Source organism: Sulfitobacter sp. 1A13421 (assembly GCF_043557285.1).
GTDB classification, from domain to species: Bacteria; Pseudomonadota; Alphaproteobacteria; order Rhodobacterales; family Rhodobacteraceae; genus Sulfitobacter; species Sulfitobacter faviae.
Genome location: NZ_JBIFFQ010000004.1, coordinates 207,829 through 225,066 on the forward strand (window position 1 = coordinate 207,829; position 17,238 = coordinate 225,066).

General features: G+C 64.2%; 17 protein-coding genes. 10 read left to right on the forward strand and 7 right to left on the reverse strand.

Features of this window, described 5'->3' with window-relative positions; translation table 11 throughout:
- The first annotated feature begins 11 nt into the window (after nucleotides 1–11).
- The 7 genes from ACGYLI_RS09915 (at nucleotide 12) to ACGYLI_RS09945 (ending at nucleotide 8,687) form a co-directional block, all read left to right on the forward strand.
- A complete protein-coding gene (locus ACGYLI_RS09915; protein WP_394419074.1) occupies nucleotides 12–602 on the forward strand; it encodes a TetR/AcrR family transcriptional regulator in 591 nt (196 codons plus the stop codon).
- Nucleotides 603–604: 2 nt separating this feature from the next.
- Complete coding sequence (locus ACGYLI_RS09920) at nucleotides 605–1,684, forward strand: efflux RND transporter periplasmic adaptor subunit (protein ID WP_394419075.1); 1,080 nt, start codon at nucleotides 605–607, stop codon at nucleotides 1,682–1,684.
- A 4-nt stretch (nucleotides 1,685–1,688) separates the two neighbouring features.
- Nucleotides 1,689–4,739 carry an efflux RND transporter permease subunit gene (locus ACGYLI_RS09925; protein WP_394419076.1) on the forward strand — a complete coding sequence of 1,017 codons (3,051 nt, stop codon included), beginning with the start codon at nucleotides 1,689–1,691 and terminating at the stop codon, nucleotides 4,737–4,739.
- Between the two features lie 186 nt (nucleotides 4,740–4,925).
- Nucleotides 4,926–5,840 carry an ABC transporter substrate-binding protein gene (locus ACGYLI_RS09930; RefSeq protein ID WP_394419077.1) on the forward strand — a complete coding sequence of 305 codons (915 nt, stop codon included), beginning with the start codon at nucleotides 4,926–4,928 and terminating at the stop codon, nucleotides 5,838–5,840.
- Nucleotides 5,841–5,938: 98 nt separating this feature from the next.
- Complete coding sequence (locus ACGYLI_RS09935; RefSeq protein WP_394419078.1) at nucleotides 5,939–7,024, forward strand: ABC transporter permease; 1,086 nt, start codon at nucleotides 5,939–5,941, stop codon at nucleotides 7,022–7,024.
- On the forward strand, nucleotides 7,021–7,956 hold the full coding sequence (locus ACGYLI_RS09940) for an ABC transporter ATP-binding protein (protein ID WP_394419079.1): 936 nt from the start codon (nucleotides 7,021–7,023) through the stop codon (nucleotides 7,954–7,956). The genes ACGYLI_RS09935 and ACGYLI_RS09940 overlap by 4 nt, the downstream gene beginning before the upstream one ends.
- Nucleotides 7,953–8,687, forward strand: a complete 735-nt coding sequence (locus ACGYLI_RS09945; protein WP_394419080.1) for an ABC transporter permease — start codon at nucleotides 7,953–7,955, stop codon at nucleotides 8,685–8,687. The genes ACGYLI_RS09940 and ACGYLI_RS09945 overlap by 4 nt, the downstream gene beginning before the upstream one ends.
- A 3-nt stretch (nucleotides 8,688–8,690) precedes the next feature.
- Here ACGYLI_RS09945 and ACGYLI_RS09950 read toward each other — a convergent pair whose 3' ends face one another.
- The 3 genes from ACGYLI_RS09950 to ACGYLI_RS09960 form a co-directional block, all read right to left on the reverse strand.
- Nucleotides 8,691–9,386 carry a haloacid dehalogenase type II gene (locus tag ACGYLI_RS09950; RefSeq protein WP_394419081.1) on the reverse strand — a complete coding sequence of 232 codons (696 nt, stop codon included), beginning with the start codon at nucleotides 9,384–9,386 and terminating at the stop codon, nucleotides 8,691–8,693.
- Nucleotides 9,387–9,457: 71 nt separating this feature from the next.
- Nucleotides 9,458–10,762 carry an FAD-binding oxidoreductase gene (locus tag ACGYLI_RS09955; protein ID WP_271692072.1) on the reverse strand — a complete coding sequence of 435 codons (1,305 nt, stop codon included), beginning with the start codon at nucleotides 10,760–10,762 and terminating at the stop codon, nucleotides 9,458–9,460.
- On the reverse strand, nucleotides 10,762–12,111 hold the full coding sequence (locus ACGYLI_RS09960) for a glutamine synthetase family protein (protein WP_394419082.1): 1,350 nt from the start codon (nucleotides 12,109–12,111) through the stop codon (nucleotides 10,762–10,764). Before ACGYLI_RS09960 ends, ACGYLI_RS09955 begins: the two co-directional genes overlap by 1 nt.
- Before the next feature lie 124 nt (nucleotides 12,112–12,235).
- Here ACGYLI_RS09960 and ACGYLI_RS09965 point away from each other — a divergent pair, with 124 nt between their 5' ends.
- The 3 genes from ACGYLI_RS09965 to ACGYLI_RS09975 all read left to right on the forward strand — a co-directional run bounded on the left by ACGYLI_RS09965 (nucleotide 12,236) and on the right by ACGYLI_RS09975 (nucleotide 15,146).
- On the forward strand, nucleotides 12,236–12,952 hold the full coding sequence (locus ACGYLI_RS09965; RefSeq protein WP_271689262.1) for a GntR family transcriptional regulator: 717 nt from the start codon (nucleotides 12,236–12,238) through the stop codon (nucleotides 12,950–12,952).
- 103 nt (nucleotides 12,953–13,055) lie between these two features.
- A complete protein-coding gene (locus ACGYLI_RS09970; protein ID WP_394419083.1) occupies nucleotides 13,056–14,138 on the forward strand; it encodes an alpha/beta hydrolase in 1,083 nt (360 codons plus the stop codon).
- A 90-nt stretch (nucleotides 14,139–14,228) separates the two neighbouring features.
- A complete protein-coding gene (locus tag ACGYLI_RS09975) occupies nucleotides 14,229–15,146 on the forward strand; it encodes an MYG1 family protein (protein ID WP_394419084.1) in 918 nt (305 codons plus the stop codon).
- A gap of 30 nt (nucleotides 15,147–15,176) precedes the next feature.
- Here ACGYLI_RS09975 and ACGYLI_RS09980 read toward each other — a convergent pair whose 3' ends face one another.
- The 4 genes from ACGYLI_RS09980 to motA all read right to left on the reverse strand — a co-directional run bounded on the left by ACGYLI_RS09980 (nucleotide 15,177) and on the right by motA (nucleotide 17,236).
- Entirely contained in the window at nucleotides 15,177–15,515 is a 339-nt protein-coding gene (locus tag ACGYLI_RS09980; RefSeq protein WP_394419085.1) for a peptidoglycan-binding protein, read from the reverse strand.
- Nucleotides 15,516–15,693: 178 nt separating this feature from the next.
- The gene (locus ACGYLI_RS09985) at nucleotides 15,694–16,119 is read right to left on the reverse strand and encodes a hypothetical protein (RefSeq protein ID WP_209217524.1); all 426 of its coding nucleotides are present in this window, start codon (nucleotides 16,117–16,119) and stop codon (nucleotides 15,694–15,696) included.
- Nucleotides 16,116–16,370 (reverse strand): hypothetical protein, encoded by a 255-nt coding sequence (locus tag ACGYLI_RS09990; RefSeq protein WP_394419086.1) that lies wholly within the window; start codon nucleotides 16,368–16,370, stop codon nucleotides 16,116–16,118. Before ACGYLI_RS09990 ends, ACGYLI_RS09985 begins: the two co-directional genes overlap by 4 nt.
- Nucleotides 16,370–17,236, reverse strand: coding sequence for a flagellar motor stator protein MotA (gene motA, locus ACGYLI_RS09995; RefSeq protein WP_067262415.1), 867 nt, complete (start codon nucleotides 17,234–17,236; stop codon nucleotides 16,370–16,372). The genes ACGYLI_RS09990 and motA overlap by 1 nt, the downstream gene beginning before the upstream one ends.
- Between the last annotated feature and the right edge of the window lie 2 nt (nucleotides 17,237–17,238).

The window sequence follows — 17,238 nt, forward strand, 5'->3', positions numbered from 1 at the left end:
AAGGAGCCCGCATGACCGAACTTGAAAAGACCGTGCTGGACGCTGCGCTGCATGTCTTTTCCCGCTATGGGGTCAAGCGCACTAGCATGGGCGATCTCTGCGAAGAGGCGGGCGTCTCGCGCCAGACCCTCTACAATCGGTTTCGCAACAAGGATGACATTCTGCGCGGGCTGATAGGGCGCTACACAGAATTGGCGCTGGAAGAGATCGCCGAAGAGATGCCCAATGCGCCCGATCTGGCGGCGCAGCTTGATCTGATCTTTGATCGGATGGTGGTGCGCGGCTATGACACGATGCAGGCGATGCCCAATGCGCAGGATTTCATCGCCGGGGCCAATGCCGTCAGCCAAGAGGCGCTGCAATGTTCCGCCGGGCGTTTTCGCGACGTGATCGCTAAGGTGCTGATGCCCTATGAGGCGTCGATCACCCGCAATGGCTTGAGTGTCGAGGCGCTGGCCGATTTCATCCAACGTTCCGCCAAGGCCGCTGGCATGCATGCGCTGGACCGTGACCATTTTCTCGCGCAGCTGCGCACCCTCAAACAACTTAGTCTGACCGCCGCCCTTGGGCCCGTGCAGGATGCTATTCATAAGGAAGACTGACCATGGCCAAGTGGCTTGTTGAGACGACGCGCGGGACCGGCGCGGGGCGGGTGTTGGGATTTGCGCTGGCCTTGATCGGCGGTATCGCCGCGCCGATGGTGGCTGCCGCCGAAATGCCGGTGGTGAAGCTGCAAACGGTCAAGGTCAGCGACGCCGAGGTTGAGCGTGTGTTCTTTGGCAAGGTGGTTGCACGTGAAACCGTGGACCTTGCCTTTCAAGTCGGCGGTCAGATCGAGGAATTCCCGGTCGAAGAGGGGGCCACGGTCAGTGAAGACACGGTCGTCGCCCGGATGGATCTGGAGCCGTTTCAACTGGCGCTAGAGCAGGCGCAGGCCAATGACGCGCAGGCGCGCCGGACGATGGAGCGCTATCAAAAGCTGGCCGGGTCTTCGGTGGCCGAGGTCAATCTGCAAGACGCCGAAACCGCCGTAACGGTGAACGATATCGCGGTGCGCAATGCCGAACGTGATCTTGAGAACGCGACCTTGCACGCGCCTTTCGACGCGATCGTCGCCTCGCGGTTGGTGCCCAATTACTCGACCGTCAGCGCGGGCACGCCGGTGGTGCGTCTGCATGACATGTCCGAGTTGCGGGTCGAGATCGACGTGCCCGAAACCCTGTTTCTGCGCGCAGGGCGCGACCCCAGCGTGCGGTTCATGGCCAAGTTTCCGGCCAACGCCAATACCTACCCGATGCAAATACGCGAATACAACGCCGAGACGGCGGATGTCGGCCAGACCTATAGCATCACCCTTGGAGCGGAATTGCCCGAAGATTTCGTGCCGCTGCCCGGCGCCTCGGTCGAGGTGCGCGCCACGCTGAATATCGGCGGGTCGAGCATCATCGTGCCAGATACCGCCATCGTGGTCGGCAATGACCGTGGCACCTATGTCATGGTCTTCGACCCTACAGGGGCGCGCGAAGGCACGGTGACCCGCACCGCGGTTGAGATCACCCCCACCGCGCGCGGCGATGTCAAAGTCGAAGCCGGGCTTTCCGATGGGCAAGAGATCGTGGTGAGCGGCGCAAGCCAGCTTGAAGACGGTGCCGCCGTGCGCCGCTTCGTCGGTTTCGGAGACTGAGCGCATGGATATCGCACGTCTGTCGATCAACCGCCCGATCTATACTTGGATCATCATGCTGACTTGTCTTTTGGGCGGCATCTGGGGCTTTGCCACGCTTGGCCGTCTGGAAGACCCGGCCTTTACCATCAAGACGGCGGTGGTGGTGACCCAATACCCCGGTGCCTCTGCCGAAGAGGTCGCCCTTGAGGTCACCGAACCGCTGGAATCGCAAATCCAGAAGATGTCCGAGATCAAGGACATCGAATCCATGAACCAGCCCGGCCTTTCGTGGATCACGGTCAATATGCAGGACACCTTTGACGGGTCGGAACTGCCGGAAATCTGGACCAAACTGCGCAACCGCGTGAATGAGGCCGCCCTGCCGAGCGGGGCCACGCAGCCCTATGTGAACGACGGTTTCGGCGATGTTTACGGGCTTTACTATGCCGTGACGGCTGAGGGCTATTCCGACGCCGAGGTCAACGAACTCTCCAGCTATCTGCGGCGCGAATTGCTGCTGGTCGATGGTGTGTCGGATGTGGCGCTTTCGGGCCTGCCCAATGAGGTCATTTATGTCGAGCCGCAGCTTGCGCTGAGCACCACGCTCGGCATTCCGCCCACGGCGATTGTCGGCGCGGTTTCCAGCGCCAATGAGATCGTCGACGGGGGTGCCATTCAGGACGAGGACGGGCGCACCCTGATCCAGCGGCCCGAAGGCTCTGACAGCGTGTCGGAGATTGCAGCGCTGTCGGTCGGTGTTGGCGGTCAGGTGATCAACCTTGCCGATGTGACCAACATCTACCGCACCCGCGAGGCCAACCCCGATCTGGTGATCCGCCACAACGGGCAGGAGGCCTTTACCCTCGGGGTGGCCGGGATCGCGACCGAGAATATCGTCGATATCGGCAAACGGGTGGACGACAAGCTTGCGCAGCTGCGCGAAACGCTGCCCTTGGGCATCTCGATCGAATCCATCTACCGCCAGCACGCGGTGGTCGAAGACGCGTCGAACGCCTTTTTGCTGAACCTCGCCATGTCGGTCGCCATCGTTGTGGCCGTGCTGGCCGTCTTCATGGGCTGGCGCGCGGCGGTGGTCGTGGGCTCGACCCTGTTGCTGACGGTGGTGGGGACACTCTTTTTCATGGCGCTCGGCGCGATTGAGATGGAGCGTATCTCACTCGGGGCGTTGATCATCGCGATGGGGATGCTGGTCGACAATGCCATCGTTGTGGCCGAGGGGATGCAGATCTCCATGCAGCAGGGCAAAAGCTCACGCGAAGCGGCGACCGAGGCGGCGAGCAAGACGCAGATCCCGCTTTTGGGGGCGACCGTCATCGGCATCATGGCCTTTGCCGGGATCGGGCTGAGCCCCGATGCCACGGGCGAATTCCTCTTCTCGCTCTTTGCCGTGATCGCGATTTCGCTGCTGCTCTCTTGGGTGTTGGCCATCACCGCCACGCCGCTTTTGGGGCACTACTTTTTCAAACGCGGCGTCGAAGGCGGGGCTGGCGGCTATGATGGCGCGATCTTCAAGGGCTATGCCGCCGTGCTGCGTGCCTCGCTCAAGCTGCGCTGGCTGGTGATCGTGGCGCTGATTGCCGGGACGGCGGTGTGCTATGCCCTCTTTGGTCAGATCAAGCAGCAGTTCTTCCCCGACAGCAACACGCCGCTTTACTTCGTGCATTACAAACTGCCCCAAGGGTCGTCGATCCATCAGACATCCAACGATCTGGCTGTGCTCGAAGACTGGCTGGTGGCGCGGGATAATGTCGAAGACGTGACCTCCTACGCGGGGCAGGGTGCCGCGCGTTTCATGCTGACCTATCAGGCCGAAGACCCCAACCCCAGCTATGGGCATCTGATCGTTCGGGTGTCTTCGCTTGAGGTGATCCAAGACGAGATGAACGCGCTTGAGGCTTTCGCCGCCGATGCGGTGCCGCAAGGGGAGTTCCGGGCCAAGCGTTTGGCCTTTGGCCCCGGCGGCGGTGCCCCGATCGAGGTGCGCTTCTCGGGCCGCGATCCCAATGTGCTGCGCGATCTCGCGGATGAGGCGATGGACCGGATGCAGGCGGCGTCGGACAATATCATCACCCCGCGTCAGGACTGGCGCGAGCGTGAATTGGTGCTGCGTCCGATCTATGCCGAAGAACGCGCGCAGGACGCTGGCATTTCGCGGACCGAGATCACGGAGACCCTCAAATTCGCCACCGAAGGCACCAGCGGCGGCACCTTCCGCGAGCGAGATCGTCAGATCCCCATCGTGATCCGCGCTCCGCAGGATGCCGATTTGGCGCTGACGGATCATGTGATCTATGCCCAGAACACCAATGCGCTGGTCCCGATGGAGCAGGTGATCGACGGTTTCCGGTTCGAGCCGCAGGACACGCTGCTCTACCGTCGCGACCGGGCCGATGTGATCACCGTGGGCGCGGATATCCCGCGCGGCGTCACGGCGGCGCAGGTGCAGGCCGAGGTGCAGGAAACCATCGAGGCGATGGAAATTCCCGAAGGCTATGCCATGGAATGGGGGGGCGAATTGGAAAGCGCGGGCGAGGCGCAGGCCGCCTTGGGCAAGCAATTGCCTCTCAGCCTCATCATCATGGTTCTGATCTCGGTCCTGCTGTTCAACGCGCTGAAACAGCCGATCATCATCTGGCTCTTGGTGCCGATGGCGGTGAATGGCGTGAGTCTGGCGCTTTTGGGGACGGGGCTGCCCTTCACCTTCACCGCGCTTCTGGGGCTCTTGTCGCTCTCGGGGATGTTGATCAAGAACGGCATCGTGCTGGTCGAAGAGATCGACCTCACCCGTGCCGCCGATCCGACGCTGGACCTCAAAGAGGCAATCGTGACAGCCTCGACGTCGCGTTTGCGTCCGGTCTTCCTTGCCGCTGCGACGACCATTCTAGGGATGCTGCCGCTGTTGTCGGATGCCTTCTTCCAGTCGATGGCCGCGACGATCATGGGCGGGTTGGCCTTTGCCTCGGTCCTGACGCTGATCGCGGCACCGGTGCTCTACTTCCTCTTCTTCAAGCGCAGCGCCGCGCGGGAGGCGGAGGCTGCCCGCGCCGCCTGACCGGCGCGTGGCGGCAAGGCAAAGGGCGCGTCCGGTCACTCCGGGCGCGCCCTTTGTCGTATCCGGGCGGTAAAAATTCCGCGCCGCCCTGCAATCCCGCCTTGGTTTCGCGAAATTGCCAGCTACCTTACCGTTTTCAAACGGCATGTCGCCGTGTCAGGCCATTGTTTCAAGGAGTTCTCGCCCATGGGTCCCCGCATTCTCTCTACTGCTGCCGCCGCTGGCCTTGCCGCCACTCTGGCCTCTGCCGCCTCGGCGGAGATCACCGTTTCGTCGAAGATCGACACCGAAGGCGGCCTGTTGGGCAACGTCATCGCACTGGCGCTCGAAGATGCGGGTCTGCCGGTTGAGCGGCGTCTGCAACTGGGCGGCACGCAGGTCGTGCGCGAAGCGATCCTGTCGGACCAGATCGACATTTACCCCGAATACACCGGCAACGCGGCCTTCTTCTTTAACGAAGCGGAAAGCGATGTCTGGAAAGACGCGGCCAAGGCCCATGCCCGTGCCAAGGAATTGGACGGCGGTGAGAATAACGTCACATGGCTCGACTCCGCACCGGCCAACAACACTTGGGCCATCGCCGTGACCGGCCCGGTGGCCGAGGAAAATGACCTCACCACCATGTCAGATTTCGGCGCATGGGTGGCCGAGGGCGGTGAGGTGAAGCTCGCGGCCTCGACCGAATTCGTGTCCTCTCCGGCTGTCTTGCCCGCGATGCAAGAGACCTATGGCTTCGAGCTGAGCCAAGAACAGACCGTGATCCTGTCGGGCGGCGACACGGCGGCGACCATTCAGGCGGCGGCGCGTGGCACATCGGGCGTGAACGCGGCGATGGTTTACGGCACCGATGGCGGCGTGGGGGCCACGGGTCTGGTCGTGATGGAAGACGACAAGGGCGTGCAGCCGGTCTATGAACCCGCCCCCATCGTCCGCGCCGAGGTGTTGGAGGAATACCCCCAGATCGCCGAAGTGCTGAACCCGATCTTCTCCGGGCTCGACATGGCGACGCTGCAAAAGCTGAACGGTCGGATTCAAGTCGGCGGGGAGCCGGCGGAAGCCGTGGCACGCTCCTATCTGACCGAGACCGGGGTGCTGGACTGATCTCCGCCGCCCGCACAATAACTGGCCCCGGCGCAGGGGTTTCTGCGCCGGGGCTTTTGTTCGCTGTGCTGGGCGCGGCAGCGCTTTGCGTGCCTTTCATGACCCTTGCCGCCAACCGGATCGTGGCGGGCGAAGGGGTGATGGCATGGGGCGTGGCCAGTCTGCCGATGGTACTGCCGGGGCTTGCGGCGATCGGGGCGGGGCTGCTGATGGGGCTGCCTGCGGGCCGCAATGGCCTGCGTATTGCTGGGGCGGCTTTGGGCTTGGGCGGGCTGTTGTGGCTGGTGACCCAAGGCGCCTCCGGCCTGCTGGCCGAGGCGGGTGACTACGCACGTGTCTCGCCCTCAGTAGGCTTTTGGTGTCTGCTGGTCGTCTTCATGCTGCTCATGGCAGATGCTCTTGCCGCGATGGCACCGGGGCCGCTGATGCGGGGGGCCGTGCTGGCGGGCGTGCTTGCGGTGCTTGGCGCGATCCTGTGGTCGGGGGCGCTGTCGGAGCTTTCGGTGATGCAGGAATACGCCAGCCGGGCCGATGCCTTTGGCCGGGAGTTCCTGCGCCATCTCGGGCTGGCCTTCGGCTCTCTCGCCGCGGCGGCGGTGATCGGCTTCCCGCTTGGCGTGCTCTGTCACCGTCTTGCGGGGCTGCGCGGGGCGACCTTGCCGGTGCTGAGCTTTTTGCAAACCATCCCCTCGCTCGCCATGTTCGGGCTGATGATCCCAATCCTCGGCTGGGTGGGGGCCAATCTGCCCGGCGCGCGGGCGCTTGGCATCGCGGGCATCGGCTTTGCCCCCGCCTTTCTGGCGCTGGTGCTCTATTCGCTGCTGCCCGTCGTGGGCAATACGGTCGCGGGCCTCGCCTCGGCCCCGCCTGCGGCGCTTGAGGCGGCGCGCGGCATGGGCATGACGCCGCTGCAACGCCTGCTGCGGGTGGAATTGCCGCTGGGCCTGCCGATCATCCTTACCGGGCTGCGCATCGTCTTGGTGCAGAATATCGGGCTGGCGGTCATCGCCGGGTTGATCGGCGGCGGCGGGTTCGGGACCTTCGTTTTTCAAGGGCTGAACCAAACCGCGACAGACCTGATCCTGCTGGGCGCGTTGCCGACCGTGGTGCTGGCGCTCACGGCCGCCATCGTGATGGACATATTGGTCGAACTGACCCGCAAGACTCCAAAGGACAGCGCATGATCGAGATCGACCGCATTACCAAGACCTATGGCGACATTCGCGCGGTGGATTCCGTGTCGATGACGGTTGAGACGGGCACGATCACGGTGATCGTCGGCACCTCAGGCTCAGGCAAGACCACGCTGTTGCGGATGATCAACCGGTTGGAGGAACCGACCTCGGGCGAGGTGCGGATCAATGGCGACTCCACGCTGTCGGTCAAGCCGCATATCCTGCGGCGGCGCATCGGCTATGCCATTCAGGGGCACGGGCTGTTCCCGCATCATAAGGTGGGGCGCAACATCGGCGCGGTGCCGCAATTGCTGGGCTGGCCGCGCGAGAAGATCGCGGCGCGGGTGGATGAGCTGCTTGCGCTTTTCTCGATGGACCCCGCGCAATTCCGCGACCGTTATCCGGCGGAGCTTTCGGGCGGGCAGCAGCAGCGGGTCGGCGTGGCGCGAGCCTTGGCCTCAAGGCCCGATCTGTTGCTGATGGACGAACCCTTTGGCGCGCTCGATCCGATCATTCGCACCCGCGCGCAGGAAGACCTGCGGCACATCCAGCAGCGGCTGGGGTCGACCATCATGCTGGTGACCCACGACATGGAAGAGGCGATCCGGCTGGGCGACCGGGTGGCGGTCATGGACGGGGGGCATCTGGTGCAGCACGGCACGCCGGCCGAGATCATCGCCGCACCCGCGACGGATTTCGTGGCGGATATGGTCGGCGATGTGGAGCGGCCCCTGCGGCTTCTTTCACTGATCCCCGTCGCCGAATTGGTGGAAGAGGGCAGCGCCGAAGGCGAAGCGCTGCCCGCCGATGCCAGCCTGCGCGACGCGCTCTCGGCCTGCCTGTGGACGGGGCGCGCAGCAGTGCCGGTGGCGAAAGACGGCGTGCCGATGGGCCGGGTGACCCTCGATGCGATCCGCGCCCGGGCCGGGCAGCACGCATGAGGATCGGCTGGATCCTGCGGCCGCTTCTGGTGGCGGTGCTGTTGGCGTTGGTCCTGCGGCCTGAGTGGTTCGCCCCGCTGTTCGCGCCCTTGGCTCCGGAGAATGGTCCGGTGATCTACACCCGCGCCTCGCTCTTGTCGCTGTCGCTAAGCCATCTGGCGCTGGTGGCCATGGCTTCGGCTGCGGCGACGGTGGTGGCGGTGACGCTGGCGGTCCTCGTAACCCGCCCGGCGGGCGCGGCCTTTCGCCCGCTGTCGCGCACCATCACCAATATGGGCCAGACCTTCCCGCCCGTGGCGGTGCTGGCGCTGGCCGTTCCGGCTTTGGGCTTCGGGGCGGGGCCGACGCTGGTGGCGCTGTTTCTCTATGGCCTGCTGCCGATCTTCGAGAATGCGGTCACCGGCCTCACCAACCTGCCGCCCGCCACGATGGAGGCCGCCCGCGGCATCGGGCTCAGCCGTTGGCAAAGGCTCTGGCGGGTGGAACTGCCGCTGGCCCTGTCGGTAGCGCTGACGGGCATTCGGCTGTCGGTGGTCATTGCGCTTGGCACGGCGACCATCGGCTCAACCGTGGCGGCACGGACCTTGGGCGAGGTGATCATCGCGGGGCTTTTGACCAATAACACCGCCTTCGTGGTGCAGGGCGGGCTGGCCGTGGGGCTTTTCGCGGTGCTGATCTATGACGCCATGGTGCAGCTTGAAACGCGGTTGGCGCGGCGCATGGGCGGCTGAGGATCAGCGCCCGTTCGCGGCGATGATCTGCTCGGCCAAATCCGCCAGATCGTCCGAAAGGTAATGCGGCTGCGGCACCTCTTGCACCTCGATTAGGTTGTTGTTGGGCCGGGTGAGGAAGGCCCCCTGACAGCCCGCCGCCTGCGCGCCGATGGTGTCCCACAGATGGCAAGCCACCATGCAAAGATCATCGGTTTGCAGATCAAGCGCCTCGGCCACCATCTGGTAAGTCGCAGGATGGGGTTTGAACTTTGCCACCTCATCAACGCTAAAGCTTCGCTCGAAGAAGTCGGCGATCCCGGCTCTACCCAGCGGCGTTGGCGCGGGAGAGGGGGGCGAATTGGTCAGCGTGACCAGTCGAAACCCCGCCTCTTGCAGCCTGCGCAGGGCAGGGGCGACATCCGGGTGGGCGGGCATGGAGCCGATGCGGGATTTCAACTCGGCCAGGTCCTCATCCGTGACCGCCACGCCCTTGTTCGCGCCGACCATCCGCAAGACGCCACCCGCCAGCGCGCCGAAGGGCGCGTAGCGGCCCGAGAGGGTCATGGTCTGGGAATAGAGGATCAGCTCGGCAAACCATTCGCGCAGCACCGAAGCGTCGCCGAAGAGGCGCGCGAAGAGCGGCTCCAACGTGGTGATGTCGAGCAGGGTCTCATTCACGTCGAAGACGATCACGGAGGCGGGCTTTTGATCGGGCATGGGGGTCCTTCCACTCATGACGTGCGCCATGCCCGCCACTGTGAAGAAACCCCCAGCCCTGTCAAAAGGTTTCAGACACCCAAGCGGTCGCGCAGCCCGTACCACCATGACCCCACGACCGAATAGGGCACGCGGAACATCCGCCCGCCGGGGAAGGGGAACCATGGCACATTGGCGAAAACGTCAAAGCGGGTGAGGTCGCCGTCGATCGCTTCCGAAAGGATACGCCCGAAGGTATGCGAACCGGTCACGCCGTGGCCGCTGTAGCCATGGGCGAAATAGGTGTTGTCACCGATCCGGCCCATCTGCGGCACGCGGCTGAAGGAGAGGGCGAAATTCCCGCTCCAAGCATAGTCGATCTTCACGTCTTTCAGCTGGGGGAAGACCTTGTCCATGTTGCGCTTGAGCTTGGCTTTGATGTCGCGCGGGTCCGCGCCGCCATAGACAGTGCCGCCGCCAAAGAGCATGCGTTTGTCGCCCGACAGGCGGTAGTAGTCGAGAATATAGCGAATGTCTTCGACGCAGGCATCGGTGGGCAGCAGCGCATGGGCTTGCGCCTCGCTCAGCGGTTCGGTGGCCATCACTTGGGTCGAGACGGGCATCACACGCGGGGCCAGCGTCGGCACCACGTGGCCGAGGTAGGCATTGCCGCAAAGCACCAGTGTCTTGCAGGTCATCGTCCCCTTGGCCGTGCGGACCACGGGGCGGGCGGCCTCGTGATCGACATCCGTGACTGGGGACATTTCATAGATCGTGCCGCCGTTCTTCTCAAAGGCCGCCGCTTCGCCGAGGGCGAGGTTCAGGGGGTGCATATGGCCGCCCGAATGGTCGATCAGCCCGCCTTCGTAGAGGTCGGAATTGACGTGGGCGCGCAGTTGTTCCTTGTCCAGCATCTCTTGATTGTCGATGCCGTAGCTTTGCCAGAGCTTCTGCCGCTCCTCCAACTCGCGCATATGCGCCGTGGTGAGGCCGGTGAAGATGTTCTTGTCCTTGAGGTCGCATTGAATGTCATAGGTGCGGACCCGCTCGCGGATGATCTCGCCACCCTCTTGCACCAGGCCGGCGACGAAGGTCGCGGTGTCCTGACCGTAGCGGCGCTTGATCGTTTGCAGGCTCGCGTTCAGCCCGTTGACGATCTGCCCGCCATTGCGCCCCGAGGCCCCCCAGCCCACGCGCGCGCCTTCGATGATGGCGACCTTATAGCCCTTTTCGGCCAGATGCAGACCGGTCGACAGCCCGCTGTAGCCCGCGCCGACGATGCAGACGTCGATCTCGTGATCGCCCTGCAATTCGGGGCGCGCGGGGGCGGGGTTGGCCGAGGCGGCGTAGTAGCTTGACGTATGGCTGCCGTCTCCGGCGTAGGGATGGCGCGACATCAGACGATCTCCAGATAGGTGTCATATTCGAAATGGGTCACTTGCCGCGCAAATTTGCGCAACTCCTGCGTCTTGCATTCGACCATCATGGTCTGCAACCGGGCAGAGAACAGGCCGGGCACATCCGGCCCCTTGCGGAAGGCGTCGATGGCCGTGGCCCAGTCGAGCGGCAGGTTGTCGAGCTTCATTGTATAGGCGTCGCCGGTGATCGGGGCGACAGGCTGCATGTCCTGCTCGATCCCCAACAGCGCGCCGCCCAGGATGCTGGTCAGCACCAGATAGGGGTTGGCGTCGGCCCCGGCGACGCGATGCTCGATGCGGCGGGCCTTGGGGTCGCCGCCCGGGATGCGGATTGCGGCGGTGCGGTTCTCATAGCCCCAAGCGACATTGGTCGGCGCATGGGCGCCCGGCAGCAGGCGACGGTAGGAGTTTTCATGCGGCGCGAAGGTCAGCGTGTTTTGCTGCATCGTGGCCAGCAGACCGGCAACGGCGTTAAGCATCAGGGCCGTGCCTTCCTCCCCGCCGTTGTCGAAGACATTGACGCCGTTTTCATCCACCAAGGAAAAGTGAACGTGAAAGCCGCTGCCCGCCAGATCGCCATAGGGTTTGGCCATGAAGGTGGCGGCGAAGCCGTGTTTGCGGGCGATGCCGCGGACCAAACGTTTGAACAGCACCGCGTCATCTGCGGCGCGCAGCGGATCGTCCACATGGCGCATGTTGATCTCGAACTGCCCCGCCCCGTTTTCCGAAATGGCGGCATCAGCCGGGATGCCCTGCAATTCGCAGGCGTCATAGACCTCGTTCAGGAACTCATCGAAATGCTGCAACTCGTCCAGCGACAGCGCACCGTCGGAATCCAGCCGTTTGCCCGTGACCGGAGAGCAGGGGGCCTGCGGGTGATCCTCGGTCGGGTCGAAGAGGTAGAACTCCAGTTCCGTGGCGACCACGGGGGTCAACCCGCGCGCCTTGAACCGCGCGGCCACCTCGGCCAGCGCGCGACGCGGATCGCCGGGGAAGGGCTTGCCGTTTTCCTGACGCATCCAAAGCATGGCCAGCGCCGTGGGGCGCGTGGTCCATGTGATCGGCATCAGGGGCCGCCCGGTGAAGTCGCAAAGCCCGTCGGAATCCCCAGTCTCGAACACCAGCTCGCTGTTTTCAACATCCTCGCCCCAGATATCCATGCCGACGATGGACAGCGGCAGGCGCAGCCCGCCTTCGACGACTTTGGACACCTGATCGGCGGGCACCCGTTTGCCGCGCATGGTGCCGTTGAGGTCACAAACGCAGGCAAAGATCGATTCGATCTCGGGATGTTGCGCCAACCACGCTTCGGCTTTGGTCTCGGACATGGGGTTCCTTTCGATATCGAACCTAAAAATGTGATACCATTTGTTAGAATGTCATATCACTATCCGCTTGTGTGTCAATTGCCCCCGGGCGTATGGTCGGCGGCGAAAGATTAAAGGCGGCCAGATGATCGACACCGATAACGATGCGCTCAACATTCCCGAAATCCCCGAAATTCCGGGCGGGACGACGCAGGAATATGTTTACGAGCGGCTGCGCAATGCGATCATGCTGGGCGCGATCACGCCGGGCACCTCGCTGACCATGCGCGGCATTGCGGAGCGGCTCGGCCTCAGTCCGACCCCGGTGCGCGAGGCGGTGCGGCGGCTGAGTTCGGAACATGCCATCCAGATCAAGGACAACCGCCGCTTGACCGTGCCGCTGATGACCCCCGAGCGGTTTGAGGAACTGGTCGCCCTGCGCATCGCGGTTGAGACCCACGCCGCCCTGCGCGCCTTGCCCTATATCTCGGACATCGTGATCGACCGCCTGACCGAGATCGACGGCAGCATGGACCGTTTCGTGGCCGAAAGAAACGCGGATCAACTGACGCTGCTGAACCAAGCCTTCCACCGGATGCTTTACTCCGTGAACCCCGCGCAGGCGTCCTTGCCGATGATCGAAAGCATCTGGCTGCAACTCGGCCCTTTCCAGCGGCAGGTCATCACCGAGGTGGCGGAATACTATCAGATCGACCGCCACAAAGAGGTGCTGGCCGCCCTCACTGCCCGCGATGGCGCGGCGCTGAGCGCGGCGATTGCCAATGACATCGTCGACGGCGTGCTCGACACGGGCCGCAAGCTGCTGGCGGCAGAGGCGGGCAGAGAGATCGGGCTGCCGTAGGTTAGAAGCGGGGCTGTTTCGTCGAAGTCGCAGGGGCCTTTCGTCTATGACTTTATGGGCCAATTGGGCTAGAACTGCGCCGAAGGAAGGGCCGGGGGGCGTTATGCAGGGACATGGGATTGGGGGCCGGGGGCTACAGACGCTCTGCGCGGTTGCGGTGGTCTTACTGTCGGCCTGCGCACCGCGCCCGGGCGGGGAGACTTTGACGGTGGTGCCCGAGGCCGAAGCTGCGCAGAGTTTGGCGATCACCGTGGCCTCGACCCGCGGGCGCGATCCGCAGACCGGCACCTATACCGACGCCCGCGCGCGGGCGCTGAATTACGAGCGGTTCACCATCGCCATCCCGCCCGACCATGAGGCCAGCAAGATCGAATGGCCCAATGAGAAGCCAGACCCGAGCCGCAGCTTTGCGGTGACGGCGCGCGATCCGCTGCCGGGGCTCGATATCCACCGCTCTGGCCGGGGGCGGCAGGACGTGCTGGTCTTCGTCCATGGCTACAACCAGACCTTCCCGGAATCGCTTTTTCGGTTGGCGCAGGTGACGGCGGATGGGCATTTGCCCGAGCAGCCGATCCTCTTCGCTTGGCCCTCTGCCGGGACGGTGGTGGGCTATGTCGCGGATAAGGACGCGGCGCTCTATTCGCGCGATGAACTGGCCGCCATGCTCGGCACCCTCGCCGCCGATCCCGACGTGGGCGAGATCACGCTTTTCGGCCACAGCATGGGCGGCTGGCTGGTGGTGGAGGCGCTGCGGCAGTTGCGCCTGTCGGGGCATGATGCGGTGATCGCCCGGCTGAGCGATGTGGTCCTTGCGGCGCCTGACATCGACGTGGATGTCTTTCGCAAACAGGTCGAGGTGATCGGGCCGCTTGATCCGCCCATGGCCATCCTTGTGGCACCGGACGACCGGGCGCTGCGCATCTCGGCGGGGCTTGCCGGGGCGCGGCCTCGGATCGGGCGCACCAGTGCCAGCTCCCCCGCGGTGCAGGCGCTGGCCAAACGCTATGGCGTCTTGCTGGTCGATATCTCGGCCATCGGCGCGGTGGACGGCACCCATCATAACCGCTTTGCCTCTCTCGTGCAGTTGATGCCCGAGCGGCGCGATGGGTTGGCGCAGGCCCGGGCGCAGGTGGGGGCCTTCATCCTCGACCCCGTCTCGGCCACGCTGGTCGCGCTGTCGCGCTAGGGCGGGCGGCTTGCACTTGGCCCGCGCCGCGCAGTATGGGGGCGCAAGCCACCATTGACCGATTTCCCCAGCCGCAGCGGAGCCAGCCCCATGACCATCACCCATCTTGTCACCCATTCGGGCGGCTTTCACGCGGATGAGCTTTTGTCCTCCGTCATCCTGACCCGGCTCTACCCAGAGGCGGTGCTGATGCGCAGTCGCGATGCCGCGTGGATCACCCCCGGCGCGGGGCGGATCATCTATGACGTGGGCCGCGACTATGACGCCGACGCGCTGATCTTTGACCATCACCAGCGCCCGGGACCGCTGCGCGAGGATGGCCAGCCCTACAGCTCTTTCGGGCTGGTCTGGCAGCACTATGGCCGCGACTATCTGCGCAGCTTCGAAGTGCCCGAGGCGGATGTGGAGGATATCCACCACAGTTTCGACCAAGGCTTCGTGCTGCCGGTCGACCTGATCGACAATGGCGCGCTTGAACCCTCGGTCGCGGGGCCGCTGGCGGGCATGACCCTGCCGGTGCTCTTGGAGACGCTAAAGCCCGTTTTCGACGAACGTGGTGAGGATGCCGACGACCGCGCCTTCATGGCCGCCCTGCCTGTCGCGCGGGCCTTTGTGGAGGCCGCGATCAAGGGCAAAGCCGCCAAGCGCCGGGCCGAGGCGATGGTGATGCAGGCGATTGAGGCGGCAGGCCGCGGGCGCGTCTTGGAACTGCCCACGGGCATGCCCTTCCGCTCGGCGGTGGAAAAGGCCGGGGCCGATCACCTGCTCTTCGTCGTGCATCCGCGCGGGGACGATTGGGCCCTGACCACGATCCGCAAAAGCGGTGATAGTTTCGAGGCCCGCGCCGATCTGCCCGAGGCTTGGGCCGGGCTAACGGATGCCGAATTGGAGGCCGCAAGCGGCGTGCCGGGGGCCAAGTTCTGTCATAACGCGCGGTTCATTGCCGTGGCGGCAAACCGGGACGCGGCGCTGCGCATGGCCGAGCTGGCGGTCGCGGAGGCGGGGTAAGGCCGAGGCCCGAAAGGGCCCCGGGCGCAGTCACATATAGGCGTCGGAAGTCAGGAAGAACATCGTTTCGCTGACCTGAACCTCATGGGCAAACGTCCATGTCGGCGCGTGGCGTTGGTAGCGGTCGGAGGCCATGAGCGCGCGAAAGGCGGCTTCGGTCCTCGGCCCCCATGCGCCGTCGATGGCCCCCTTATAATAGCCCTCGTGTTTCAGGCTGTCCTGCACCATCCGGCGCGCGCCGAGGTCGCGGCTTTGGAACAGGGCGCGCACCTCGGCAAGGGTCACCTCCGCCGATTGCGCGCAGAGCGGGCTGACGCTCAAAGACGCGGCACCGATGGCGGCGGCGGTGAAAAATCCTCTTCGCTTCATCGTAAATCCTCTCAAACTATACCGAAGCCGGAATAAAAACGCGATGGCCTCGGCGCCCCCCTCCCCAGGGCGGCATTTTCAATGGGGCTTTGATGGAATCGAATTGCGGTTTTTTCTTGTCCGGTGTTCGCTATTTAGGGGAATTTTCCGAAATAGTTCCCGTAAATGGATAGGCCCACTAGCGCTGATCGTCGAGCCAGATCGACAGAAAGCCTTCGGCTTGGGCGGCGGTTTCGGCCTCTTGCAGGGCCTGCCTGCGGGCCTCGGCCCGGCGGTTGCGGATCAGGTCGATGCGCTTGGCCTCGGCAAAAAGCCCGTTCAGCCTATCGTGAATCCCTGCGCTGTCGGCGCGCAGCCGCTCGGCCTCGGCTTCCTTGCGGTGGATGGTTTCCGAGACGTTGCGGATAAAGGCCGAAACCACCCGCGTCGATTCCACCGCATCAGGATCGCCCCGGTCGTTGAGCTGTTCCATCAGGCTGTGGCGTTCGTTCTCGATCTGGGTCAGCGCGCGGTTCACCTCGGCCATCTCCAGCGCGACATTCTCCATCTCAAAGCGTTTCAGCCGCGAGAGTACCGCCAGCCCGTCGCCGCGCTTTGGCTTCACTGCTCTGCGCCCTGTGACAGAACGATGAGCCGCTCGCGCATCCGTTCCAGCATCTCGGCGTCGAGCAGCGGCAGCCCCTCCATCGGGGGGACATGGCCGATGACACCGTGGCGGCGCATGGAATTGGGCAGCCGGGCCTCTGCTTCGGCGGTCTTGTCGACCTCTTCCGCGTCCTTTTCCTTGGCCGGTCCCGCCGCCAGCCCCGGCCCGGCAAGGAGCGCGATCAGCACGATCAGGGGCAGGGGGCGCATCATACCGCAGGCAGTTCGCGCTGCGAGGCCTCCACGGCGGAGAAGTTCGGCTGTTTCGTCGTGGGAATGTTGCCGCGGCCCAGTTCGATGCAGATGCTGGGCGGATGGCCCGCCACGATGGCCACGATGACATCGCGGATCACCGTATACATCGCTCCGTCTTCTTCCTCGATCTGCTCCAACCGGCCTGCGATGGGCTGCACCATGCAATAGGCAAGGAAAACCCCAAGGAAAGTGCCGACCAAGGCACCGCCGATCATCGCACCAAGGATCTCTGGCGGCTTGTCGATCGACGACATGGTTTTGATCACCCCCAGAACCGCCGCGACGATGCCGATGGCGGGCAGGCCGTCCGCCATGCTCTGGATCGCGCGGGCCGAGACGAGCGCCTCGTGGTGGTGTTTTTTGATCTTGCGGTTCAACACGTCTTCCATCTGGAAGCGGTCGTCGAATTGCATCGACATCATGCGAAAGCTATCGGCGATGAGGTCGGTTAGGAAGTGGTCTTTCATCAGCTTGGGGTAGCGCTGAAAGATCGGGCTGGCCTCGGGGTTTTCGATATGCTCGTCCATCGCGACGATGCCCTTGGTCTTATAAAGACGTGCTAGTTCGAACATCAGCGCCAGCAGATCGTTGTAATCCGCCGCCTTCCAGCGCGGCCCCTTGATCACCCGCATCACCCCGGCCAGCGAAGACTTCACCACCGAAAAGGAGTTGGCGATCACGAAGGCCCCGAGGGAGGCGCCGCCGATCATCATGCCTTCGTAGGGAAGGGCGTGCAGGACGATGTCCATATTGCCCCCCGACAGCATGAAGCCGCCAAAGACCAGACCGAAGACCATTACAAGACCAAGCAAGAGTGTCATTG